The following is a 24,662-nucleotide window of genomic DNA, read 5'->3' as shown; positions in this document are numbered from 1 at the left end:
ATTACCGATTTCTGTCCCACTCTCATTTTACACGGTAAAAAACGTCTGGGTGCTCTGAGATGCCTTGGGCAATGATGAAGCGGTCTTGACTGCTATCAGTCGGATCCTGCCCGCTAACAGTCTCTCCTGCTGGCAGCTTTTTCCCTGCTGGAATAATAGACAAGGCAGCACCTGTAAGATTATGCCAACGAATATTTGTACGATACATTCCATTTTCATCCAGACCAGCGTAAACCAGCTCCAACTTGGCAACATCTGATACAAGTCCCTTGGCATCAAATGTATAAGTGACGCCATTAGCATCCTGCCAAGTACCAGCCATGCTAGAAAAATCCCCAGAAGCAATGGCCTGCATATCTAAACTAGAGGTAGCGGCAGGCTCTTTTTCCACCTTGCTTTCTGACTTAGCAGAAGACTCCTTAGTTGCTAGCTCCGAAGGCTCCTGACTGCTAGAGATAGAAGTGTCCGAACTACTTGTTTCAGTAGACAACTCTGTCGAACTTTTGCGCGTCTCAGACTTTTTGGAAGGAGCCGAGCTGGTCGAGCTAACTTTGGAACTGCTAGAAGGCGAAGTCGGCTGGTCTTTCTTTTGACCGCAGGCCACTAACACAGACGATACCACCAGAGTTCCAGCCAAGAGAACCATCCATTTTTTCATCTTTAGCACCTCGCAATATTTTCCTGTTCTTGTAACATTATTGTAACATAAATACAGCTTTTTAGAAAGTAAAAACCAGCTCGAAAGCTGGTTTATCTTATTGAATTTTTTTCAACATATTGTCGATATGCTGGATGGATTTTTCGCGGCCTAATAGATAAATGGTATCTGGCAACTCTGGACCGTGCATTTCACCAGAAACAGCGATACGGATTGGCATGAAGAGGTTCTTGCCCTTGATACCTGTTTCTTTTTGGACTGCTTTGATTTGTGGGAAGATGTTTTCTGTCACAAATTCTTCATCTGTCATTGCTTCCAGTTTTGCTTTGAAAGCTTCTAACACCACAGGAACAGTTTCACCAGCCATCACTTCTTTCTCAGCTTCCGTCAACTCTGGGAAATCTGAGAAGAAAAGGTCTGTCAATGGAACGATTTCATCCACTGATTTCATTTGTGGTTTGTAGAGTTCTACCATTTTTTCAGCCTTGTCGGTCAAGCGTCCTGCTTCTTCCAAGAATGGTTTTGCCATTTCAAAGATTGTCTCAAAATCCGCATTCTTGATGTACTCATTGCTCATCCAGTCCATCTTTTTCTGGTCAAAGGCAGCTGGAGACTTGCTGAGGCGGTTTTCATCGAAGAGTTTGATGAGTTCTTCACGAGAGAAGATTTCGTCTTCCCCACCAGGATTCCAACCAAGAAGTGCGATAAAGTTAAAGACAGCTTCTGGTAGGTAGCCCTTTTTACGGTAGTCTTCGATAAACTGGAGAGTGTTGGTATCGCGTTTAGACAATTTTTTACCCGTTTCAGAGTTGATAATCAAAGTCATGTGACCGAACTCTGGCGCTTCCCAACCAAGCGCTTCATAAACCATAAGCTGTTTTGGTGTATTGGCAATATGGTCGTCTCCACGAATAACATGGGAAATTTGCATGTCGTGGTCATCGATGACAACGGCAAAGTTGTAAGTTGGGTAACCGTCTTTCTTTTGGATCACCCAGTCACCACCAATATTGCCACCTTCAAACTCAATATCGCCTTTGACCATGTCCGTCCACTTGTAGATACCAGCTTCATTGACAGCCAGACGAACCGTTGGAATGATACCCGCTGCTTCGCGTTCTGCGATGTAAGCCGCTTTTTCATCTTCGCTCATGCCAAGGTATTCATTGATGTAGCGAGGTGTTTCGCCAGCTGCTTCTTGGCGCTCGCGCTCAGCAGCCAATTCTTCTTCTGTAACGTAAGATTTGTAGGCCTTGCCTTCAGCTAGCAGTTGGTCGATGTATTTCTGATACAATTCCAAACGCTCTGACTGGCGGTAGTTTTCATGAGTTTCTGGACTTTCATCCCAGTCCATGCCCAACCAACGAAGGTTTTCAAGCTGTGAACGCTCCCCATCTTCGACATGGCGCTTGCGGTCAGTATCTTCGATACGGATGATAAATGTTCCACCATGATGACGAGCATAGAGATAGTTAAAGAGCGCCGTCCGCGCATTTCCGATGTGTAAAAGCCCAGTTGGACTTGGTGCATAACGCACTCGAATATCTTTTGTCAATTTTCGATCTCCTATTTGGGAATAGCAGGGATATCTCACCCTGCTTTCGTATTCAAACGTTATTATTATATCACATTCTCGACCCAGAATCTGCTGAATCGTATGATTTTTTAAGACAGTCTTTCTTCGAGAACAAAGTCAATCGGCAGCCAAGCTAAGACCCGCTCCAATTGCTTTTCCCAGTAGTACCATTCGTGCTTACCAGGACTGTGGCTGTAGCTAATATCCAGACCTAGCTTTTTCAAATTTTCCACGGCATAGTTATTGGCCGCATAGAGGAAATCCTCCTCGCCGCACCAAGCCCAAAACTTAGTTTTGCCATCCGACTGCTTGGCCAAGGTTTCCAGTGAATAAGGGCTGCTGGTCCAGTCTTCCAAATTACCAAAAATACCACGCCAGTATGCCGGCTTGGCTAGGTCAGTATCATCTGGATGCCGATCGTGAAAGCTGAGTGCCCCAGACAAACTAGCTGCATAAGAAAAACGATTAGTCTTAAGCGCCAGCATAAAAGAGCCATAGCCACCCATGGACAAGCCAGCAATAAAGTTTTTCTCCCGCTTATCAGACATATTGGGGAAAAAACGTTTGAGCACCCGTGGCAGCTCCTCAGCGATAGCTTCATAGTAATGATAGCCATACTGGGTATCAGTGTACCAGCCATTGTTGGTATTTGGCATCACAACAATCAAGTTAGTCGAGCGAACGAGGCGCTCAATATTTGAGCGTTTGAGCCAACTATTGTGGTTGCCACTCATACCATGAAGCAGATACAAGACAGGAATATCCGTATCATCTGGTTCGTCCACGCGCGACGCATCTGGATAAAGGACATTGACTCCCCACTCCATCTCCAAAACTTCTGAATAATATTCTATCTGCATCACTGCCATCTTTTTTCTCCTCTTGTAAAAACTACTGTTCTTAGCTAGGCGTCACCGCTAGCCACACTCTGAAAGCAAAGCCTGTTCTGCGACCGCCAAAAGATAAGAAAAAGCCGATATTCGACTTTCTCTCTGCAAAATACTGGGAAAGCTGCTCCCTCGAATAATCTAGCGAACTTCCATGACAACCGGAAGAATAGCCGGCCGGCGTTTGGTTTGCTCGAAGAGGAACTTAGCCAAACTATCACGGACTGTTCCCTTGAGCTCGCCCCAGTCAAAGTTATCCTGAGCCAGATAGTCTTCCACTGTCTTATTGATCAGGTCAGTGCTCTCCCGCAGGATGTCACGGCTCTTCTTGACATAGACAAATCCGCGAGTATGAACCTTGGCTTTGGAAATGATTTTCTTCTCCTTACGATTGACCGTGAGAGCCACGATGAAGATACCGTCTTCAGAGAGAACCTTACGATCACGCAAGACGATATTGCCCACATCACCGATGGCATTTCCATCAATCATGACATCGCCTGCTGACACTGCTCCAGCTGGCACAAAGTCGCCATTTTCGTAGGACATGATGCTACCACGCTTCGGTATCAAGATATTTTCTGGTAAAATCCCGACTTCCATGGCTGCCTTAGCATGGGCGTCCAGACCACGGTATTCTCCCTGAATCGGGAAGAGATACTTGGGTTGCAATAAATTGAGCATGAGCTGCAAGTCACGCGCATTGGCATGGCCAGATACACGCAAGTTTTGAGTAATCAGCTTAACCACGCCACCAGCTTGGTAAATCATATTTTCCACACGCGCTACGACTGCTTCCTTAGCAATAGATGGCGTTGTAACGATATAAACCAAGTCCCCATCCTTGATTTCTACATAACGGTGACGACCGATGGACATCTTGCGCAGACCATTAATGGGCTCGCCCATCCGACCCGTCTCCAAGATAATCAGCTCGTGGTCCTCAAACTTAGACATTTCCTTAGGCTTGATCAACAGGCGCTCATCTGCCAAGGATAATTTCTTGAGGCGGATAGCCGTACGGACGATATTTTCAATATCAAAGCCTGTCAAAACGACGCGACGACCTGTTTCTGCCGCAGCTTCAAAGACCTGCTGGATCCGAGACAGGTTGCTGGCAACTGCTGCTACGATGACACGCCCATCCCAATCCGAAATCGTGTCCGTAATCTCACGGCCAACCTCGCTCTCACTAGCTACTTGCACAGTGCTATCAGCGTTGGCTGAATCGCTTAGCAAAGCTAAAACGCCCTCACGGCCAATCTCAGCCAAACGACCAAAATCTGTCGCATAGGATTCGCTGGCAGATTGGTCAAACTTGAAATCTCCCGTATAAACAATATTGCCTTCACGCGTCTTAACAACAATTCCCAAGCTCTCTGGAATCGAGTGGGTCGTCCGGAAGAAAGAGACAACCGTTTCGCCAAATTCAATTTCTGTATTTTCATCGATAACATGAAAATCATTGAATTTCTTAACAGCGTCATTGTTTTTGACAAAGAGCTTAGCTAGCTCAATCGTCAATTCCGAACCAAAGACTGGTACCTTAGCTTCTGCCAAAAGATAGGGCAATGCACCGATGGCATCCGCATGACCGTGAGTCAGAAAGACGCCCGCAATTCGGTCTTTATTTTCAAACAAATAATCCATGTTGGGAATGACTACATCTACTCCCAACTGCTCATTTTCTGGGTACTTGAGCCCAGCATCCAATACAAAAATGGAATCATCCACTTCGGCGACGTAGAGATTTTTCCCATTCTCGCGGACGCCGCCCAAAGTAATCAGCTTAATCGTGCTTTTACTCATTTTTACTCCTATCGATTTTAGAATCTCCTTTATCAAAGATTCCTTGATTTTATTACTAACGGTCCTTGGCAAGCCAAGTCGAATTACAGTTTTGCAAACAAAGTTTGCACATCTTAGTCATTATAGCATTTTTTCACGCTTTTTTCAAAACAAAGGAAACTCATAGAGCAAGCTAGAAATCTCAGAATAGTTGGCGGAGAAAGGCATCCCTCCCAGTTTCATTTTAGAAGACAGCTTTTAGGAGCCAGATCTGCTTGCAAGATAAAAAATAATAGAACCTAGTCTGAGACTAAATTCTATTATCCGAGCAGGATACCCTAAGCTGATCTCCTGAAATCGATCAGAAGAATAGTTGGGAAGCCGCCCTATCTTATATAGGTTGAATGGACGAACAGACTTACTCAAAGCCATTGTTTTGACTCAATTCTTTGAACCAGTTCCCTGATTTTTTGATAGTCCGTTCTTGGGTTTCTAGATTGAGCTCAATCAATCCGTAGCGGTTCTTATAGCTATTGAGCCAAGACCAACAATCAATAAAAGTCCACATGAGGTAACCTGTACAGTTGGCCCCGTCCTGGATGGCACGATGGAGCTGGCGCAGATGGCCTTTAACAAAGTCTATCCGGTAATCGTCCTGGATCATGCCATTTTCACGGAATTTCTCTTCACCCTCGACTCCCATGCCATTTTCCGTCAGCATCCATTCAATATTGCCATAGTTTTCCTTGATGTTTTGTGCAATATCGTAGATTCCTTGTTCATAGATTTCCCAGCCGCGGTGAGGATTAATCTTGCGGCCAAGCATAACATAAGGCTCATAGAAATGATCTGGCAGAAGCGGCGACTCTGGATGTTTCAAATACTTGGGCGCTGCAACCCGCAGAGGCTGATAGTAATTGACACCCAAAAAGTCGACCGTATTTTCCCGAATCGCTTGCAACTGCTCCTCAGTCGTAGCTGGTAAAAGATCATGCTCACGCAAAAGATCAACTAGCTCTGCTGGATAATGCCCCAAAACAGATGGATCCAAGAAAGACTTGGCTTGGAAAAGCTCGGCAATGCGAGCCGCCTTCAAGTCCGCCGGATGCTGGCTGCGCGGATATGCAGGTGTCAGATTTAGGATAATGCCGATTTTGTAGTCTGCTCCAACCTCATGACAGGCTTTCACTGCTAAAGAACTAGCTAGCTGGGTATGATAAGCTACCTTAACCGCAGCCCGAGCGTCCACTTTATTAGGATAATGTCCATCGTAGAAATAGCCAAACTCAACTGGTACGATAGGCTCGTTAAAGGTCACCCACTGATCCACCAAGTCACCGTAGCTTTCAAAGCAGAAACGGGCATAGTCTACATAAGCATCGACTGTATCTAAGCTCTCCCAACCTTCTTGCGCTTCCTGCAAGGCAAAGGGCAGGTCAAAATGATAAAGATTGACAATCAAGCGAATGCCTTTGGCCTTGATTCTTTCAAAGACCTTGCGGTAGAAGTCAACACCGACTTGATTGACCGGACCACGACCATCTGGAAAAATCCGTGACCATTGGATAGAGGTCCGAAAGGCTGTGTGGCCTGTTTCGACTAAAAGGTCGATATCTTGCTCCCAATTTTCATAAAAAGTGGATGCCTTGGCAGGGCCAATTTCGTTGTAGAAACGATGGGCTTCTTGGCTAAACCAATAGTCCCAAAGGTTGTCTCCCTTTCCATCTCCTGAAATCCGACCTTCTGTTTGCGGACCCGATGTAGAAGATCCCCAGACGAAACCTTTTGGAAATTGAATCATATTTTATTTACCTCTCGATTTATCTTTACATTTCATTATATAAAGACCTTCTTCAAAAAGAAAGCAACAGTCTATTCAAATTTCTCCACTGATTAAAGACATTTTTGATTTGGAAGACTAAAAGTTCATTCAAAAAACGCAGACAAATCTGTCTACGTTTCATTATTTTTATCGATTAATAAACTGTTTTCTCTGTTTCGAAATCAAAGAAATGCGCCTTGTTCAAGTCGAAACCAAGGTCAATCCCAGCACCTGTCTCCAAGTGGTCACGAGCATCTACCCGCGCGATAAACTCGCTGTCACCAACTTGACAGTAAAGGTGAGACTCAGAACCCAAAAGCTCAGAGACAGAAATGGTCGCATGAACCACAGAATCTGGGAAGGTCTCTAAGAAAGCAGGTTCTGTATTAATGTCTTCTGGACGAATACCAAAGATCAACTTCTTGCCGTCATAACCCTTCTCACGCAACACCTTCAGTGTTCCTTCTGGCACAGTCAAACGCAAGCCAGAAGCAACGATTTCATTCCCCTCAAGTGTCACAGTGATAAAGTTCATCGCTGGGCTGCCAATGAACCCCGCCACAAACTTGTTGACTGGATTTCTGTAAACTTCCTGTGGACTACCGATCTGCTCTACTCGACCAATCGTTCCAGTTCCAGCAGGATTCTTGGTTGCTGACATGATCACAATGCGGTCTGCAAGCGTCATCGCTTCTGTCTGGTCGTGGGTAACGTAGATAGTGGTCGCTCCGATACGGCGGTGGATTTTGGCAATCTCAGCACGCATGGACACCCGCAGCTTCGCATCCAAGTTTGACAGAGGCTCGTCCATTAGGAAAACCTTTGCATCACGCACGATAGCGCGACCCATAGCAACACGCTGACGTTGACCACCTGACAAGTCCGCTGGCTTGCGATCCAAGAATTCTTTCAAACCAAGGATTTCAGCTGCTTCTTGCACCCGCTTGTCAATATCTTCCTTGCTGTACTTGCGAAGTTTGAGCCCGAAAGCCATGTTGTCGTAGACTGTCATGTGTGGATAGAGGGCATAGTTCTGGAAGACCATAGCGATATCGCGGTCTTTCGGCGCCACGTCATTGACAACTTTGCCGTCAATAGACGCTGTTCCTTCTGTGATATCCTCAAGACCCGCAATCATACGCAGCGTTGTGGATTTACCGCATCCTGACGGACCGACGAAAACGATAAATTCCTTATCCTTAATGTCCAAATTAAAGTCTTCAACAGAATAGTGCTCACTATTTGGATACTTTTTATAAATATTTTTCAGATTTAACTCAACCATAAGCTTCTCCTAACTCCTTTACCATATTGTAAGTTCTTTCTGCTTGATTATATCACGAATAGCAGGCCCTCACACTGACTCTTCTATATCTTTTTTTCTACTTTTTTTAGCATTCGATAAAAAAGAAATGGAGAGGCAGTCGTCTCAGCGATTTTCATCAGTCGACTTGCTTTCGATAGGCCTTAGGAGATTTGCCACATAACTTCCGAAAGACTTTATAGAAATAACCAACATTGCTATATCCAACTGCATAACAAACATCTTCTATACTGTCATTTTTTGCGAGCAGAAGCTGCTGGGCAGCCTTGATGCGCTGCTTATTTAGTAATTCTGCAAAAGTAGAATTCGTCTCACGCTTGATCAGCTGGCCCAAATAAACTGGATTGATATAGAGTTCTTTGCTGATATCTTTTAGGGATAAATCTTTTTGATAATCACGACCAATCACTTCCAAGACGTTAGCAACATTCTCATTCATTCGATACTGGGCGAACAAATCTGAGAGCTGAGCCTTCAGATAATCCAACAAATCTTCAAATGTATTCGTGCTTTCAATCTTTTTAATAATGCTTGTCATATCGTCTGGTTTCAAATGCTGAAACAGATGGTAAACATCCATGATAAACTGAATGAACAACTGCTTGGTAATTGAAACTTCAGGCGTATTTTGCAGCACGATATCTTTAAGCAAGTCCAATTCGTCCAAAATCTGACCAATGTTTCCTTGGATAATCACGCGATACATGGGCTCATAGTAGCTAAAAAGCGGATTGGTTTCCTGCAAGCTAACCGTTCCATAAAAAAGAGTTTTTTCTAGATTGAGCTTGAAATTCTGAAGTTGTCGTTTATAGGGAGCTGTGAATTCTTCCAGATAGAGCGCTTCTTCCTTTTGCGAAGATAAAAACAAATAGCCTGTCTGCCCCAAAATATTATAAGGAACCGAAACTAGCCCTTTTTCTTGAGAAGCTGCTCCCAGCCAGACATTATCGAAGGATTTGAGATAGGTAGCTATCTCATCTTCACTTGTCTCTTCTTTAAAAATCAGCTCTAGTTGATTATTGGAAGAACGGTCAAATTCCTTTTCCAATTTTTCTAGGATTGCTGCCAGTTCGACCTTATCGACTGGCTTCACCAGATAATCTGCCACCTGCAAATTGAGGGCCGTTTTGACATATTCGAATTCCTGATAACCTGAAAGGATGATAAAAGCTGCATTGGGCAGGGAATTCTTCATCTGCTCAATCATCTGTAAGCCATTCATCCCTGGCATATTGACATCGGTGATGACCAAATCAACAGGATTATCCTTAATATAGGCGAGGGCCGTCTCTGCATCATTTGCCGTAGCTACGACCTTCATCTTCCACTTTTCAAAAGGAATCAGCACTTTCAAGCCTTCTGTGATCATGTATTCATCATCGACTAGTAATACTCTGTACATCGTTTTTCTATTCATCCTTAATTTCTATAATGTAGGTTACTCCCTGATCCGTTTGAGATTTCAGTTGGATACTGTAGCGGTCACCAAAAAAGAGCAAGAAGCGTTCATGAATATTCCGAATACCAATGGATGTCCGCTGCTCTCGATTCTGGGCATCCATAAGCTCTCGGCTGGCTAGTATCTCTTGAATCTCAGCTAGACGTTCAGCTGGGATGCCTCGACCGTTGTCTTGGATCATCAGCTTTACAGCGCCGTCTATCTTTTGAGCCTTGACACTGATGACATTGTCCTGCCTGCGATAATCGATACCATGGGCAAAGTAATTTTCAATCAGCGGCTGAATACTGAACTTGGGAATCATCATCCCTTCTAAGCCTTCTTCAATTTTGAAACCATAGGCCACTGATTTAGGATGCCGAACCATGCAAAGATAGCTATATTTCCGGCAGAATTCCAATTCATTTTTCAAACTACTTCTGGATTCATCTGAGATGTTATTTCTCAGCAAACTGCTAAATTCGTAGATAATATCTGCCAACTCTTCCTGATGCTGCATGACCGCATACATCCTGATAAATTCCAAGGTGTTGTACATAAAATGAGGATTAATTTGCGCCTGCAGAGCCCTCATATTAGCATCTTTTTGACTGATCTCCAAGCGATAGATATCCCGAATACTCTTATCCATACTATCCAACATAGTATTGGTCGTTGTCGCAATCAGAAGCAGCTCCTGCTCCTTGGTCTCTGTCGCAATACGCTTCTGATTATCACCATCTGTGATGAGATGGAGCGTATCCACAATATCAACAACCTGCCTTTGGTAATTGAGAAAAATCCTCTGCAAAGCAGCATATAAAACTCCAACTAAAATCAAACCAGAAAAAATGATCAAACCAGTGCTAAAAACCGTCTTCTCTATCACATAATGCGCAGGCACTGCTGTCTGGACAGTGTAATTGTAGATAGTTTCTTTTTTGATCCAATCATTTTGGCCAATTCCTTTTATATCACCAAATGCAAGAATTTCTTTTTTGTAAGGCGAAATGACACTGAGAGCGAGTGGAACATCGCCCCGCGTATTATCGACAACCTTGTTGAAGACTTCCCCATCAATTCGAATGTAAATCGTTCCGATGACTTGATCGACTGTCTTATCATAAATCGCAATTGGAAAGGCATCGCGCGCAGGTCTAAATTCCTCAGCAGGAAGCTGTTTGCCACCTCTCGCTTGCCTTGTAGAGACAAAAACAGTTTTGTAATCATTTAAGGCAATGTCAATGCCTGTAACAAATTCATTTTCAACATAAATATCATTGATATTTTGGTGGAGGGATACTTGAACATAAGTAGGTACATCTGCCGATAAGCGCCAGCTAGCGTACTCAGAAGGGCTCATGATAAAGTAGTTATAAACACCGTCCAATTTTACTCGATTTTCAACCAAACTTTGAGCCAGTTGATTCGCTCGGCGGTTATAATAATCCACCTCGTCAGCCAATCGAGTCACTGCTTGCTGCGCAATCTGCTCAGTTTCCTTATAACGACTGTGCCAATCAGAATAAGACAAAATGAGACCCAAACATCCCACAATAGCCACCATAATGACAGCATAAACTTTTAGTAACGAATGGAGCCAAAATTTCTTCATGGTTTTTCTGTTATCAACTTAGCCTGAATGGTTTGGTAAATTGGGTCTAAAACATCACTAACAAAAAAGTGCCAAAGCCCAATAAAAGCAAAGAAAAGCAAAGCCGGCATAAAGTAGCTGGCAATCAAGAGCAGGATTGTCCCTAATAAAAGTTTCAGCATGGCTGAAATATTAAGAAAAACGCCAATCAAAGATAATTTCAAGCTATTTTTATAAGAAAACTCAAAAAAGACCTGCAATTTCAGATAGACTGCGTATACTGCTGGTGCCAAAAGCAAAAAGAGCAGATTTGCTATCGTCAATAAAAGGTAGAAAATAGTTTGGTGAGGAAGCTGGATAAGGAGATAAATCCCATAAGATAAAAGAGCCTGCACTACAAGCAAAGTGAAAAATACTTTGTTTGTAGCAAGGAAATTTTCTTTAAATAGATCCCACGCTTCCTTCCAGTGATATTTTTTATAGTCATAGCGATATTGCTGGAACAAAGTCATGAGCACACAACCGGCTGGAGCAAGTCCAAAAACAAGACCTCCACACAGAGCCAATACCCAAAAAATTGCGGATGCAAGCATAGCCATATAAACTCGTTGAAAAATCCACTCAACTAATTTTCCCATCGTTTTTCCTTTCTGCTGGTCAAATTTCCACACATTCTAAAATTATAACACATTTTAACCGTTTACAAAAATTCCTATCACCCCAAAAAAGAAAAATCCTCCCCAAAACGAGACGAGGAGGATTCATCATGTTGCTTATTTCTTAGAAGCAAGGAATTCGTCGTATTGTTTTTGCATTTCTTTCAATACTTTATCATATGCTCCTTCAGATTTCAGTTTGTCCATCATCTTAGGAATTTCAACATCAGGATCAACTGTACCAGTGTTGATAGCAGTGTCGTATTCTTTCATTGTATTTGTAATGCTAGATACTTCTGCTTTAACTGGGTCTACATTGAAGTTAAATCCAAGAGCAGGTGACTCTTGTGCTTCTGCAAGAATCTTCTTAGAATCTTCGATTTGTTGATCTGTTACGTTTTCATTGATGTAAAGAATCCAGTTGTTACCTGTGTTCCAGCCAGACATGTGGGTATTACCATTGTAGGCTTTCAAAGTACGAACGCGGTTTTCTTTACCTTCAACTTTTTCCCAGTTTTCGCCTTCTGGACCATATACAAGGCCGTTCAGCAATTCAGGATTTGTGTTAAGCAAAGTCAACAATTCCATGGATTTTTCTTTGTTCTTAGAGTTGTTTGAGATAACGAAGTTCGCTACTTGAGTAGTTTGGCTCTTCTTGTAGTTCTTAGTCAGTTGGCTGATTTCGATCTTACGGTTAGCTACACGAGAAAGCAAGCTGTTACCATAGTCAGCAGGTCCTACTGTTTCTTCGCGAACGAACCAAGAATCTTCAGACAATTGATAAGCAGTATCGCTAGTTGCTACATCTTTTGGAATATAGCCTGCTTGATAGTACTTATGGATGGTTCTGAGGCTATCCAAGAAGCGAGGAACTTCATAACGGTTTACAATCTTAGTTGTATCGCCTTCCAAGTCAATAACGAAAGGAAGTCCGTTAGTTACAGGATAATCAAAGTTGTCAGATGGGATAAAGTTCTTACCGATAGCGAAAGGAACAACTTTTGGATCTTTTTCTTTAGCAGCTTTCAAAACTGGTTCCAAATCTTGGTAAGAATGGATATTTGAAATATCGCTGATACCATATTTTTCAAGAAGTGGTCCGTTGAAGGCAAAGTTTTGTGAAGAAGTTACATTGGCATTAACTGGAACAGCATAGATTTTACCGTTGACAGTGTTTCCTTTGATGTAAGCTGGGTCTAAAGAATCGTAAAGTTTTTTACCTTCTTTTTTGTAAAGCTCAGTCAAGTCAGCATAAGCACCTTTTTGGGCATTGATGACATAGTTTTGAGCGAAGGCGATATCGTAGTTTTCACCTGATGAAGTGATAACGTTCATTTTTTGTTCGTAGTCACCCCAACCGATGTATTCGATATCCAACTTAGCATCGATTTCTTTGCCGATAATCTTGTTAGCATTTTCGAGCAATTTGTCCAAATTATCTGGTTTGTCACCGATTTGGTACATTTTGATAACCGTCTTACCATCATCCGTTTTAGATGACTTTTGGTTGTTACCAGTAAGACTACCGCAGCCTGCTAGGAGGCCTGAGAAAGCCAAGAAGCTAGCAGAAGCTAGAGCATATTTTTTCCAATTTTTCATAGAAAAATCTCCTTTTAATTTTTTATATACAAATTTAATAATGTGAGTTTTTAATGCTACCAGTAAAAACTCTGAGACTAAAGGGGCAGCTTATTCTTTGACGCCTCCGATAGTCAATCCCTTAACAAAGTAACGCTGGAAGAATGGATAGACGCAAGCGATTGGCAAGGTTGCAATTACGACCATGGCCATACGACCAGACTCTTTAGGGAGAGATCCTGTCAAGCCTGCAAGCTGAGCACTCGCTCCCGCACTCTTAGACAAGTAGTCCATATTTTGCTGAATCTTCATCAGCAAATATTGAAGAGGAACTAAATTGTCACTGCGAATGTAGAGCAGCGCGTTAAACCAATCGTTCCAATAAGCAAGAGCAGTGAAGAGTGTGATTGTAGCGATACCTGGAAGAGATAGTGGCAAGCAGATTTGGAAGAAAATCCGAGTCTCGCTGGCACCATCAATCTTAGCGGATTCAATAATCGCTTCTGGGATCGTTCTCTTGAAGAAGGTTCTCATCAAAATGATATTGAAAGGACTAAGCAGTAGCGGCAAAATCAAAGCCCACACTGTATCTCCTAAACCAAGCAAGTTGGTCATAACGATGTAAGTTGGAATCATCCCTGCTTGGAAGAGCATACTTGCCATTGCAAACAAGGTAAAGAAGCGTTTGAATTTAAAGCTGCGACGTGAGATAGCGTAGGCATAAGTTGTTGTGAAGAAAACATTCAAACTAGTACCTACTACCGTAATCACTACTGTCACAAAGAGTGACTGCAAGAGCTGATCTTTCAAGCCAAATAAGAATTCATAGCCCGCTAGACTAAACTGTGACGGCCAAAAGGCAAAACCATTATGAACCAAACTGCTTTCATCTGTCAGCGAGATGATGATGACAAAGAAGAAAGGTAGCACACAGGAAAGCGAGAAGATGGCAATCAAGATGTTAAAGAAAAAATCGGCTTTTTTGCTAAAGGAGTGAATTCCCACATTATCGACTTTTTCTTTTTGAATTTTTGGGGATTTCATAAGTTCCTCCTTCTAAAAGAGAGCAGATTCTTTATCAATTCTGCGGACAATCAGATTGCTGACGATAACAAGGATACAGCCCACAACTGATTGATAGAGACCCGCAGCTGAAGCCATCCCGATATCACCTGTACCGGTCAATCCACGATAGACATAGGTATCCAAGACATTGGTTACGCTAAAGAGTGATCCTGAATTATGCGGAACAGTATAGAACAAGCCGAAGTCCGCTCGGAAGATGTTTCCGACTGCTAGAATGGTCAATACTGTGATAAGAGAAGCCAAAGATGGCAATGTGATGTTCCGGATGCGCTGCCATTTTGTAGCACCGTCTACCGTTGCTGCCTCATAGTAAGTCGGATCAATTCCCATGATACTTGCATAGTACAAAATACTACTGTATCCTAAGCCCTTCCAGATACCAATGAAAAGGATGAAGGCTGGCCAGAAGGAGACCACTGTGTAAAAGTTGATATTCGGATTGTGCAATAAATTGTTCAGCAAGCCCTTGCCAGGGTTCAAGAAAGCATCTACGAAGAAACTAATGATAACCCAAGAAAGGAAATACGGAAACAACATGGTTGTCTGATAAATCTTTACCATCTTTTTCGAACGAAGTTCGCTAAAGATAATGGCAATTCCGACAGAGAAAATCAATCCTAAAATGATGAAACCACCATTATAAAGAATGGTATTTCGTGTAATCGTATAGGCATCCTTGGAATTAAATAAGAACTTGAAGTTATTGAATCCCACCCATTCACTGCTCATAAGGCTATGGATGAATCCTTCACCACTTAGTTTAAAATTCTTAAATGCAACGACGTTTCCTAAAACTGGTATATAGAAGAACAAAACAAACCAAACAACTCCTGGTAAGACCATGAGCAAGAAAATAAAGTTTTCTTTCAGTGTTTTGATAACCTTATTCATTCAAATCTCCCTTTCTATTGTTTTGATATCGTTTTCATGTTTCTATTATATGCCTTTTTCTATTCTCATTTAAACTCCTAATTATAGAAAAAACTATACAAATTATTTATCTAATATACAGATAAAAAATAGAACAGAGGCATGAAAACTATGATCAAACAAAATAATTACGTTGTGTAAATCGTTGATGCTGTAGCGATAGTATGCCATTGGTTAGCTGTCGTGGCTGCAAAGTTCTTGTCTCCATAAAAGTCATTGAAAGGCAAGATTTCTTGCTCTAATTCTTCTACAGAATCAAGCTGACCAGTCGTGTATTGCTGTAGGCGTTCCTGCGCCCGTTTGATCCGCTTGAGCAAGCCTCCAAAGCGGATATCAATGGTATCCAGTCCGAAAATTTTATTTTCTAGCTGCCATTGGCGACTGAATTGCTCGGCAAAGTCTTCTACTTTTTGATAGAGCAAAGGCAAGTCTTTTTCAGCTAGTTCTGCCAAGCGATCCTTGTCTCCTGCACGATAGGCTTCTTGAATGCCAGATGTGACGGCAATTTTCAAGGCCAAGAGCGCATTCAACTGAGCCTGAGTCTCAAAGAGATAGCTATATTCACCAGCTTTGCGGCTGACTTCTTGCAAGGACTGAGCGGCAGCTTCAAAATGCTGCTTGTCTTCTTCAGGTCGGATATGGCGTTCCAGCAAAGGACAGAGAATATCCTGATAAAGGATGTAGCGATTTGGATTGATACCGCTGAGGTTTTCTGGTAAGCCTGGCAATAGATTGGCCAAGTCTACTTTCATAAAATCATCAACATCAAGGCCTGTGCTAATCAAGAAATGCTCGGCTAATTTATCTAAATCATTTCGGTAGGCTAGTTCTGCCCAAATCTGCAGGGCAGGAAGGATTGAGAATTGTGAGGTTTCTCCTCCATTATCTCCCCAGCCAGTCACAATCACTTCCTTGACATGATTCTTCCGGCAAGCCTTATTGGCTTCGAGAGCTACCAAGCGACTGAAATGATTGTGCGGTGTAAAGCCAATCCACTTCCAAGCACCGCCAGCAAAGGCAATGTCATGACTGATTTTGTGATGATTTTGGAAGTTACGGTTGTATTTTTCCTCGCTATCCTGATAGTAATCCCAGTAAACCAAGGTCACACGTTCTTTGAGTTGATCCAGATAAACTCGAGTTTCCTCTGGGATTTCCACATCACGGTCATACTGGCCATCTGCTGACATGAGTTTGAAAAACATATCGCTCCACATCTGACAGTGGAAACCGTACTTATCAGCGATATCCAGCACGCGCTCAAGATGTTGGCACATGAGGAGACTGCGGTTTTGGAAGCCATGATGAATCAAATAGCGTCCGAGACCGACCAAGTGGGCTTCGTCCATGCCGATATTTATCTTACGTGTGCGAAGCTGGGACATTGTCTTAAACATGCCTTCTATGAGGTTGTAGACCTTTTCTTCCCCGATCAGTAAGATATCCTCTACATCTCGAAGTTCCTGCACTTCCTTGACACCCCATTTGACAAAAGCTGATAGGTGCGCCAAGGTCTGAATGCAAGGCACGAAGGCCATATCGAAATCTGCGGCATAAGCCTCAATCTCTTGCAATTCTGCAACAGTATACCGGCCTCTGAAATAGCCAAAATAGGGCTGGTCTTCTATCTCATAGGTATCTTCCATGTAAAGTTCAAAAGTGGAATACCCCATCAAGGCCAAGACTTCAATCATTTTCTTAGCCGAAGTCAGATTCAAGACGGCGTTGCGAGAGCAGTCGGCCATATAGGCCAAGTCCTCATAGGCCGCTCTTTCCTCAATCTCCACCTCATCCTGCCCTGCTTTGAGAGCGGCAGATAAGAGGGCTAAAGCACGATAGAGCTGATGAGGCTTATGATAGCTGAGTTGATAACGTCCCTGATGGCCTTCCACCTTGATTGAGACGGCTGAGCTAGGAACAAGACTGACTTCAATCTCGCCCAAGTTCAAATATTTTTCTAAGCGAGCAAGAGCCTTTTCTTGCTTGCTTGATAATCCTAAGAATGTGGCCATTGGCCTTCCTCCTGTAACCAGTTAACTAAAGCACCATAAAGATTAGCCTCCCCTTTATAGGTACACGCTAAAATTTCTGGCGCCACCGAATACTCTTCATAGCGTTCGACATAATAAGCAATCGCTGAGCGGACACCTTGGATGAAGTCTGGATTTTGGCTGATGGATCCGCCCAAACTAATCACATCTGGATCTATGAGATACTGGATATTGAGCAAACCTTGTGCAAGATTGCGGTTCATCCGCTCGATGGCTTCTTGGCAAAGGGCATTTCCTGCCGCAGCTTCTTGGTAAATCTTGCGACCATCCCAGTCTGCCTGCCCTGATTTCTCGACCACGTAAGCTACCATGTTGCCAGTTGAGGCTAGTTGCGACCAGTTATTGAGTTTTTCAGCAGGCGCTAGGGTTGTCATATAGCCAAACTCCCCACCCAAACTGTGACGACCACGATGAAGCTTGCCATTGATAATCATAGCTCCGCCAATCCCAGTACCGATAACCACGCAGGCTGCATTTTCCAGCTCTGGATGGGCCAGAAGTTCACTCAAACCAACACAGTTGGCATCATTTTCTAGATGGACTGGCAAACCATAAGAAGCCAGCTTATCATACCAAGAAAAACCGTGAATATAAGGAACAGCACTAATCCCACCAATGACTCCTGTCTCTCGGTCAACCGCCCCAGGCACACTCATGGCAATGCCCTGGTAATCCCGCTTGGAAAGACAAGAATCCAGCCAAGCTAGCAAGGCATCTAAATTGTCTGGCGTAGCAATGTCTTGCTTTTCCAGTATCTCTCCTTCTTTAGACATAGCCGCAAACTTGATACCTGTACCACCTATGTCAATTGTTGCAATAAGCATTCTTTCTCCTTTCTCTGTTTTCTAGAACTTGAAAGGCAATAGGGCAAGGAACTAAATTTTTAAGTATTTAGTCCATTGCCCTAGCCTCCTCTTTTTAATCTTTTTTCAAGAGCTCTGTGCGAATTTCCTGTGGTCCTAAGATTCCATCCTTTTCTGGAAGCACTTCTTCCAAAAGGTTGACTAGGGTTTGGGAAGCAGTTGTCACTTCTTGCTCTTCTTGAGTCATATTGTAGTAACGAAGTACGATACCTGACTCATCTTCAGCCACTTTCAGGGCCGTCGGACAGATTTCAGGCAGGCTGAGAGCTGGATGATCCAAGGCCTGTCCAGCCGTTGCAATACTTCCTTCTTGTTTGGAAATTTGTAGAGCTGTCAACGGTGTTTGGAAGGCTTTGGCCCGACGGTAAGCGGCAAATCGCTCTTGCGGTTGGTGGCATTCCACCGTGTACTCGACTTGGAAGTCGCGCAAGCACTGCGCTTCTGGCGTTGGGAAGTAGCCCCAATCGCCCAGCTCACCTGTTGCTCGCAGAATGGTTACTGCAATCGTGTCATCACCTAAAATCTCGTATTCATTTAGACCTTTATTAGCAACTGTGACTGCTTTTTGGTCATCATAAAGACTGACGAAGGCTTGTTGGTGCTGTGGATTTTCTGGATTTTCCCATGAGGCAGCTGGTTTATTGTTGCGGCGAACCACTTCGTAAATGCTGTCTGAATCGTTGGTTTTACTGCTGTTGTGAGTTCTGAAAAGAAGGCGGATGCGGTGATCCTTAGCGGTATTGGTAAAGCGAGTCTTAAAGCGCAATTGCGGGCTGTCCGCAAAGACCGTCAACTCAGTTGTCAAGATCATAGTTGTTAATTCCGACGAGCGGCCTGCTGAGCGCTTCATAAACTCAACGATGCCCTTTTGTTCTTGATCCAACAGTTCATCTGCACTTACTGGCAAGGTCAATTCATGGCTTAATTCCACCTTGGCATAGCGGGCATTGTTTTCCAACACCTTAACGCCATCCAGTTTGGCATAGATTGGCTCTGTATTTTTTGGCTGGAAGTAGATATACTCATTTCCAATATCGCCCCGATCTTCAAAGCGGAGGAAGTCTTCATAGGCTTCATGCGTCGTCTTATCATAGACGGTCAAATTTTCATCAAAGCTGATAGTCACAAATGGAGTGTCAATTACACCATTGCGGTAGAGGCCTTCATGCTCTTCTTTTGCACCAGGAAGCAATTGGAAAGTTTTCCAAGCCAGAGGTGACAGATGAATCGGCAACGTCACTCGCAACTGACGAGCAATATAGGCCTGACGGAAGCGATCTTTTGGAAGGTTATATTGGAAATTAGCTCCCAAATCTTCGATTTTGGCTTCAACATAACGACCATCCAAATCCTTCACAATCAAGTCTGGAATCGTCAATTCTGCCATTCTTCGATAGGCCTCTGTCGGATGCGCCTCCTTGAAATCGCAGGTCGCAAAGGTCACATCCACAGAAATGGTATCTACCTTGTCATGGAGTCCAGTATTGATAACGGTGAAGAGCAGGTCACTCTCAGCTTGGCGGCTATCTAATTTTTGCTTCCATTCTTCCAGCAGGTTGCCTTTGACAAATTCGCCCACTTGATTGACCTGGGCGAAGCGGGTCTCCATTTCGCGGTGAACTTCGTCGACACTGCAGCCGCAAATACTATCATGTGGAGCGTTTTGCAAAAGGGTCTTCCAAGCATAAGTCAGCTGATCTTTGTGATTGTGACCGCCTGTAATAACAGTCAGTGGCTCAACCACCTGCTCTAGCAAGTTACTGTTTTCTTGGAAAGCCTGCTTCAGATAGATGCGAGCCGAAGAAGTATTGGCCAAAGTGTACCAACCGTCCGTTTCTTGGCTAGTCAATTCGCCTTGAACTGTTGACAGTTCCTCAGGCAGAGCCGCTTCCACAGCTTGCATATAGTCATCAAAAGAACTGTGGACAAAGTTGATTTCTGGATAAAGCTCATTGGCCACTCGGATGGCTTCGCTAAGATCACGCTGAACTGGCTGGTGATCACAGCCGTTCATCATCAGCCATTGATTGGTAGAGGCATAGCTCTTCACATCAGCCAGTTTTTGCTCCCAGAAAACTTTCGCTTCTTCTGGATCGACTGGGATTTCATTTCCATTGCTGTACCAGTTGGCAAAGAGGATACCTAGAACTTTACTGCCATCGGCACCTTGCCAGTACATTTCAGAGTACTGAGAAGTGAATTGCTCGTCCTCTAAGACTTGGTTATCAAAGCCGATTGGCTTAACCCCTCGGCCGAAAGCAGCTATGTGAATGCCTGATTGCTGCAAAAGCTGAGGCGCTTGTCCCATATTTCCAAAAGTATCAGGGAAATAACCAATCTGAGTGGACTTGCCCCATTTCTTGCACTCCTGTTGACCAATCAAGGTATTGCGGACATTGGCTTCGCTGGAAATCAAATAATCATCCTGCAAGATATAGAAAGGCCCGATCTTCAGCTTACCTTCGTCAATGTAGCGCTGCAGCTTTTCACGATTTTCCGGACGGATTTCCAGATAATCATCCAAGACAATGGTTTGCCCGTCTAGGTGAAAACTCTTGAAATCTGGATCATTTTCAAAAAGATCAAAAAGGTTGTCAAAAAGCTCGACCAGCTGCATGCGGTGGGATTCAAAGGGGAGATACCATTCGCGATCCCAGTGGCTATGAGAAATGATATGTACAGTAATATTTTCCATTTTTGTTCCTCTATTTGTTAATTCTATACCTCAATTTTTAAATCATAATAATCTAATACCAGTTCGCAGAACATCATGTTGGCCCAGCTGAACCATTCACGAGAATACTTGGTTGGGTCGTCCACATGGAAGCTTTCGTGCATGACACCTGTGCCACCATCACAGGCCACGAGCAAGTCCAGAATTCGACGTTTTTCTTCCTTATCGTGCGTGGTCAACCCTTGGATTGCTAGAGCAATCGGCCAGATATAGCGGTAGAAGGTGTGCGAGCTACCAAGACCTGCAGCATATTTACCCTCGTAATAGTAAGGATTTTCTGGGCTTAGAATGGTGCGGCGTGTCGCTTGGTAGACTTCGTCGTCAATTGAGCAAAAGCCTAGATATGGTGCTGCTAAAAGACTTGGCACATTCGGATCGTCCATAATGCTGGCATTCCCCAAACCGTCTACCTCAAAAGCGTAAATCTTTTCACCCTTGGAATTTTGAGTATAGGCGTAGTTTTCAATTCCTTCCTTGATTTCCTTTAGCAGGCGCTGCGCATGCGGAACGATCTCCTCAGCACCCTCTAAATTCAATTTTTCAAAGATTTCTGCCACATAGCCCAAGACAACCGTTGCAAACATATTCGACGGTACTAGATAGCTGTAGATACAAGCATCATCACTTGGACGGAAGGCCGACCAAGTCATGCCTGTCACTGCAAAATCAGGGCCTTTGCCATCATTAACCAAGGTATCTTCCTTGCGATCCGTATCACGGACAAAGCGATAAGAAGACTGGCTGTGGTCCTGCTCGATCGTCCAAACTCGTAGAATTTCTTTAACACCAGCAACAAAGGTAGCGTCTAGATGACTCGTTTCCCCAGTCTCTTTCCACAAGAGATAAGCCAGCTGCAGAGGATAGCAGAGAGAATCCACTTCGTACTTGCGTTCCCAAATCCAACCAGACAAGTCTGTGTGGTCTGTTTCATGGTGACCTTTCCAGTTGTCAGCGATATTAAAGGCATTGGCATAAGGATCTTTGAGAATCAGCGTCATCTGGCGTTTGACCAAGCCAGCAATCGTTTGACGAATTTTTGGATCTTGCTTGGCTACAAAGAGGTAGGGCTTGAGCTGAGCAGTCGAATCCCGTAGCCACATAGCTGGAATATCGCCTGTCAAGACAAAAGTAGACCCATCTTCTAAAATTTCGACCGTGTTGTCCAAGGTATCCGTATAGCAACGCTCAAAAACAGAGACCCAAGTCGGATGATCCTGAGCTAACTGGGCGATAGACTCCAACCATTTCCCAACAATTTCTTTAGAATAAACCATATTCCTTCTCCTTTTTCATACTCGTTTACATTCTCTAGTATAGGCTAAACAGTTTTTAAAATATATACACAAACTAAAGGCCTTTCGATCATATATTTTTGCCTTGTCCGCTGCTTCCTGATTCATGTTATAATCAAGACAAAGCAAGCTGGATCGAAGGAGTTTTTCCATGAAAACAATACTAGAAACGATTGATACTCGCTATGGAACGGACAATTCTCATAGCTTTTCCCACGGCAATACCCTGCCCTATGCAGGGGCACCATTCGGCATGAATTATTTCGTTCCTCAGAGCAGCCATACAGATGGCTCTTGGTTCTTTAAACCAGACTTACCCATCTTCCAAGGCATTCGTCTGACCCACCAGCCCAGTCCTTGGATCGGTGATTTCTCTTGGCTTCTGCTCACGCCTGTCACCGAAAAGATCAGCAACTCTGATATCTATCACCGCCAGTCGTCCTATCGACCAGACGAGAGCATTTTTCAGCCACATTATTTAAAAATTCACTCTAACCGTTATCAAGTCAGCACGGAACTGACTCCGACTACTTATGGAGCCTGCTTCCGCCTCACAAGCCAAGGGGCCCAGCCTATCAGTCTTATCCTGCACAGCGAGGCTCAGATCCATTTCCGTATGCTAGACGCCTACACGCTTCTAGGCAGTTTGAAAGAAGAAACCAATCCAGCCAAGCAAGCTCTGACCATGTATGTCTGCCTGCGCTTTGACCAGCCCATTCAGGCCAGTCATACCCTTGGAGAGGACTTGGTGCTAGACTTTGAGCAGGGACAGCTGCAATTCGCCCTAGCCACTTCCTTTATCTCGGAAGAGCAAGCCATGACGAATCTGCCCCAAGCTGACTTTGATTCGGTAAAAGAGCAGACCAAGCAAGCCTGGGAAAGCTACCTCCACCGATTTGATGTTGTGGAGCAGGGGAAAGTTGACCGACGCATGTTTGACCAGACTCTTTACCGCCTTTTCCTCTTTCCTCAGACCTTTTATGAAATCACTCCTGAAGGAAAAGAAATTCATTGGGACTTTAGCCATCAGACTGTCCAGTCTGGCAAATTCTATACTAATATTGGATTTTGGGATGGTTTTCGTACCAATTTTCCGCTGCTAGCTCTTATCGCACCCGACACCTATCATGACTTTCTAGAAGGATTTCTGAATTTCTACAAAGAAACTGGCTATCTACCCAAGTGGCTAGCTCCTGATGAACGAGGCATGATGCCAGGAACCCTGATTGACGGCGTTATTGCGGATGCCGCTGCGAAAGATCTCATTCCTGACCTAGAACAGGAATTGTTCCAAGCCATGCTGGACACAGCCGAGAAAGAAGATCCTTCCAAACGTTACGGCCGACACGGGGCTAGCGACTACCAAGCCTTGGGCTATCTGCCAACAGATTATCATGAAAGCGTCAGCCACACGCTGAACTATAGCTACAGTGACTTTTGCATTGCCAGCCTAGCCAGCAAACTCCAAGAGAAGCAAGTGGCCCAGCGATATAGCCAGCAGGCGCTTCATTACCAAAACCTTTTCGATTCAGAAACGAGCTATATGCGGGCCAAAAACCGACAAGGGCAATTTCGAGCCCACTTTTCTCCTTACAGTTGGGGCCTAGACTATGCCGAATGCTCTGCTATTCAAAATACGCTCAGCGTCTTTCATGATATCGAAGGCTTGAAAGAGCTCATGGGCGGTGAGCCAGCCTTTACCGATTACCTAACTAGGCTCTGCCAGGACCAGCCCTATTTTGATGTCACAGGCTACGGCTACGAAATTCACGAAATGAGCGAGATGGCGAATGCCCACTTTGGCCAGCTAGCCATTTCCAATCAGCCTAGTTTCCATATTCCTTATCTTTTCCGCTATAGTGGCAGACCAGAATACACCAGTCTCCTAATCAAAAGCTTGAGAGAAGAGGCTTTTCAGGCTGGTTGGCAGGCTTTTCCTGGTGACGAAGACAATGGCAGTCTTTCTGCTTGGTATATCTGGAGCGTCTTGGGCCTCTATCCGACTTGCCCCGGCAAGCCTCACTATGACTTAGGCATTCCTCTCTTTGACCATCTGCGCCTCTATCTGCCACAAAGTCAAAAATGGCTTGATATATACGCCCATGATAACTACCCCCACTTCCAGTTTGTGAAAAAGGCAGAATTAGACGGACAAAGCCAGCAGCGAATTTCCCATGAGGACTTACTGACTTCTGACAGGCTGGATTTCTACCTATCTTGGTTGCCAAATTCATCTTCTACACAATCATAAAAACAGCAAAAGAGGCTGGGACAAAAGTCCTAGCCTCTCAATTGTCTTTGGATTATCGAGCAAGACGCAGTGGTTGAGTGGGCTCTACTACGCTGATTTCATCAGCTTTTACAACCCTACTCAACTGTGCGGAG

General features: G+C 43.9%; 17 protein-coding genes. 1 reads left to right on the top strand and 16 read right to left on the bottom strand.

The features are described 5' to 3' along the window. Positions 1-22: 22 nt before the first annotated feature. The 16 genes from A0765_RS09170 to A0765_RS09095 form a co-directional block, all read right to left on the bottom strand. On the bottom strand, positions 23-658 hold the full coding sequence (locus A0765_RS09170) for a DUF6287 domain-containing protein (RefSeq protein ID WP_062006235.1): 636 nt from the start codon (positions 656-658) through the stop codon (positions 23-25). A 97-nt stretch (positions 659-755) separates the two neighbouring features. Continuing rightward, complete coding sequence (gene gltX / locus A0765_RS09165) at positions 756-2,213, bottom strand: glutamate--tRNA ligase (protein WP_062006233.1); 1,458 nt, start codon at positions 2,211-2,213, stop codon at positions 756-758. A gap of 110 nt (positions 2,214-2,323) precedes the next feature. Further along, positions 2,324-3,103 carry an alpha/beta hydrolase gene (locus tag A0765_RS09160; protein ID WP_062006231.1) on the bottom strand — a complete coding sequence of 260 codons (780 nt, stop codon included), beginning with the start codon at positions 3,101-3,103 and terminating at the stop codon, positions 2,324-2,326. A 159-nt stretch (positions 3,104-3,262) separates the two neighbouring features. After that, complete coding sequence (locus A0765_RS09155) at positions 3,263-4,930, bottom strand: ribonuclease J (protein WP_062006230.1); 1,668 nt, start codon at positions 4,928-4,930, stop codon at positions 3,263-3,265. Positions 4,931-5,327: 397 nt separating this feature from the next. Then, complete coding sequence (gene gmuD, locus A0765_RS09150; RefSeq protein ID WP_062006228.1) at positions 5,328-6,710, bottom strand: 6-phospho-beta-glucosidase GmuD; 1,383 nt, start codon at positions 6,708-6,710, stop codon at positions 5,328-5,330. 175 nt (positions 6,711-6,885) lie between these two features. Next, positions 6,886-8,016: an ABC transporter ATP-binding protein gene (locus A0765_RS09145; RefSeq protein ID WP_062006226.1), complete on the bottom strand. Its 1,131-nt coding sequence runs from the start codon at positions 8,014-8,016 to the stop codon at positions 6,886-6,888. 157 nt (positions 8,017-8,173) lie between these two features. Next, positions 8,174-9,457, bottom strand: coding sequence for a response regulator transcription factor (locus A0765_RS09140; protein ID WP_062006237.1), 1,284 nt, complete (start codon positions 9,455-9,457; stop codon positions 8,174-8,176). Between the two features lie 7 nt (positions 9,458-9,464). Then, on the bottom strand, positions 9,465-11,108 hold the full coding sequence (locus A0765_RS09135) for a sensor histidine kinase (RefSeq protein ID WP_062006224.1): 1,644 nt from the start codon (positions 11,106-11,108) through the stop codon (positions 9,465-9,467). Further along, positions 11,105-11,725, bottom strand: coding sequence for a DUF624 domain-containing protein (locus A0765_RS09130; protein WP_062006222.1), 621 nt, complete (start codon positions 11,723-11,725; stop codon positions 11,105-11,107). The genes A0765_RS09135 and A0765_RS09130 overlap by 4 nt, the downstream gene beginning before the upstream one ends. A gap of 135 nt (positions 11,726-11,860) precedes the next feature. Continuing rightward, positions 11,861-13,342 carry an ABC transporter substrate-binding protein gene (locus A0765_RS09125; protein ID WP_005591629.1) on the bottom strand — a complete coding sequence of 494 codons (1,482 nt, stop codon included), beginning with the start codon at positions 13,340-13,342 and terminating at the stop codon, positions 11,861-11,863. A gap of 90 nt (positions 13,343-13,432) precedes the next feature. Next, positions 13,433-14,365, bottom strand: a complete 933-nt coding sequence (locus tag A0765_RS09120; protein ID WP_048766413.1) for a carbohydrate ABC transporter permease — start codon at positions 14,363-14,365, stop codon at positions 13,433-13,435. A 12-nt stretch (positions 14,366-14,377) separates the two neighbouring features. Next, positions 14,378-15,298, bottom strand: a complete 921-nt coding sequence (locus A0765_RS09115; protein WP_045500458.1) for an ABC transporter permease — start codon at positions 15,296-15,298, stop codon at positions 14,378-14,380. A 167-nt stretch (positions 15,299-15,465) separates the two neighbouring features. Then, positions 15,466-17,349 carry a beta-N-acetylhexosaminidase gene (locus A0765_RS09110; protein WP_062006219.1) on the bottom strand — a complete coding sequence of 628 codons (1,884 nt, stop codon included), beginning with the start codon at positions 17,347-17,349 and terminating at the stop codon, positions 15,466-15,468. After that, positions 17,334-18,212, bottom strand: coding sequence for an ROK family protein (locus A0765_RS09105; RefSeq protein WP_062006217.1), 879 nt, complete (start codon positions 18,210-18,212; stop codon positions 17,334-17,336). Before A0765_RS09105 ends, A0765_RS09110 begins: the two co-directional genes overlap by 16 nt. Before the next feature lie 94 nt (positions 18,213-18,306). Continuing rightward, the gene (locus tag A0765_RS09100) at positions 18,307-20,946 is read right to left on the bottom strand and encodes an alpha-mannosidase (protein ID WP_062006215.1); all 2,640 of its coding nucleotides are present in this window, start codon (positions 20,944-20,946) and stop codon (positions 18,307-18,309) included. Between the two features lie 23 nt (positions 20,947-20,969). Then, a complete protein-coding gene (locus A0765_RS09095; protein ID WP_062006213.1) occupies positions 20,970-22,259 on the bottom strand; it encodes a glycoside hydrolase family 125 protein in 1,290 nt (429 codons plus the stop codon). 169 nt (positions 22,260-22,428) lie between these two features. Here A0765_RS09095 and A0765_RS09090 point away from each other — a divergent pair, with 169 nt between their 5' ends. Next, positions 22,429-24,528 carry a GH92 family glycosyl hydrolase gene (locus A0765_RS09090; protein ID WP_062006211.1) on the top strand — a complete coding sequence of 700 codons (2,100 nt, stop codon included), beginning with the start codon at positions 22,429-22,431 and terminating at the stop codon, positions 24,526-24,528. The last annotated feature ends 134 nt before the right edge of the window (positions 24,529-24,662 follow it).

The organism is Streptococcus cristatus (assembly GCF_001588905.1).
GTDB classification, from domain to species: domain Bacteria; phylum Bacillota; class Bacilli; order Lactobacillales; family Streptococcaceae; genus Streptococcus; species Streptococcus cristatus_N.
Note: the sequence above shows the minus strand (reverse complement) of the source record. Positions and strands in the feature narration are given on the sequence as shown.

Coding starts and splice junctions, on each gene's coding strand:
- A0765_RS09170 (WP_062006235.1), bottom strand. CDS start 658: ATGAAAAAATGGATGGTTCTCTTGGCTGGAACTCTGGTGGTATCGTCT.
- A0765_RS09095 (WP_062006213.1), bottom strand. CDS start 22,259: ATGGTTTATTCTAAAGAAATTGTTGGGAAATGGTTGGAGTCTATCGCC.
- A0765_RS09110 (WP_062006219.1), bottom strand. CDS start 17,349: ATGGCCACATTCTTAGGATTATCAAGCAAGCAAGAAAAGGCTCTTGCT.
- A0765_RS09105 (WP_062006217.1), bottom strand. CDS start 18,212: ATGCTTATTGCAACAATTGACATAGGTGGTACAGGTATCAAGTTTGCG.
- gmuD (WP_062006228.1), bottom strand. CDS start 6,710: ATGATTCAATTTCCAAAAGGTTTCGTCTGGGGATCTTCTACATCGGGT.
- A0765_RS09115 (WP_045500458.1), bottom strand. CDS start 15,298: ATGAATAAGGTTATCAAAACACTGAAAGAAAACTTTATTTTCTTGCTC.
- A0765_RS09090 (WP_062006211.1), top strand. CDS start 22,429: ATGAAAACAATACTAGAAACGATTGATACTCGCTATGGAACGGACAAT.
- A0765_RS09135 (WP_062006224.1), bottom strand. CDS start 11,108: ATGAAGAAATTTTGGCTCCATTCGTTACTAAAAGTTTATGCTGTCATT.
- A0765_RS09120 (WP_048766413.1), bottom strand. CDS start 14,365: ATGAAATCCCCAAAAATTCAAAAAGAAAAAGTCGATAATGTGGGAATT.
- A0765_RS09130 (WP_062006222.1), bottom strand. CDS start 11,725: ATGGGAAAATTAGTTGAGTGGATTTTTCAACGAGTTTATATGGCTATG.
- A0765_RS09145 (WP_062006226.1), bottom strand. CDS start 8,016: ATGGTTGAGTTAAATCTGAAAAATATTTATAAAAAGTATCCAAATAGT.
- A0765_RS09140 (WP_062006237.1), bottom strand. CDS start 9,457: ATGTACAGAGTATTACTAGTCGATGATGAATACATGATCACAGAAGGC.
- A0765_RS09160 (WP_062006231.1), bottom strand. CDS start 3,103: ATGGCAGTGATGCAGATAGAATATTATTCAGAAGTTTTGGAGATGGAG.
- A0765_RS09125 (WP_005591629.1), bottom strand. CDS start 13,342: ATGAAAAATTGGAAAAAATATGCTCTAGCTTCTGCTAGCTTCTTGGCT.
- A0765_RS09100 (WP_062006215.1), bottom strand. CDS start 20,946: ATGGAAAATATTACTGTACATATCATTTCTCATAGCCACTGGGATCGC.
- A0765_RS09155 (WP_062006230.1), bottom strand. CDS start 4,930: ATGAGTAAAAGCACGATTAAGCTGATTACTTTGGGCGGCGTCCGCGAG.